Origin of the sequence: Pseudomonas psychrophila (assembly GCF_001043005.1) — a bacterium.
In the GTDB taxonomy this organism is placed as follows: Bacteria; Pseudomonadota; Gammaproteobacteria; order Pseudomonadales; family Pseudomonadaceae; genus Aquipseudomonas; species Aquipseudomonas psychrophila.
In genome coordinates, this window is record NZ_JYKZ01000112.1 from 1 (window position 1) to 519 (window position 519).

Below are 519 nucleotides of genomic sequence, written 5' to 3' on the forward strand. Positions count from 1 at the left end.
GGCGCGCAAACATCCGCCGTAAGGCCTGGAAACCTGCGACTCCCCTTGGCCTGCCGCATTTGCCGCGGGTGCCCGATGCGGGTGCAGGCATGGGCCGGGTCGCATACGCGGATGCGCGCCAGCATCGGGATATTCTGCAATCTCTGGTACGGGCGATTAACAGTGCCCAGCACCGGATCTGGCTGGCCACGCCGTATTTCCTGCCCACCTGGAGCGTTCGTCGTTCACTGCGTCGGGCGGCGGGGCGAGGCGTCGATGTGCGGTTGCTGCTGACGGGGCCCCGAACGGATCATCCTTCAGTGCGCTATGCCGGACATCGTTATTACCCGCGACTGCTCAAGGCCGGTGTGCAGATCTTTGAATACCAACCGTGTTTTTTGCATCTGAAAATGGTGCTGATTGATGATTGGGTCAGCATCGGTTCATGCAACTTCGACCATTGGAATCTGCACTTTAACCTTGAGGCCAACCTTGAGGCTCTCGACCCCGGCCTCACCCAGGCGGTGGCGGCCAGTTTTG

The 519-nt window shown here is 60.7% G+C and carries 1 protein-coding gene; it reads left to right on the forward strand.

Going from position 1 to position 519, the window contains the following annotated elements; translation table 11 throughout:
• Window positions 1-519: phospholipase D-like domain-containing protein (locus TU76_RS24345; RefSeq protein ID WP_048352714.1), on the forward strand; the 519-nt coding region annotated here is incomplete at both ends.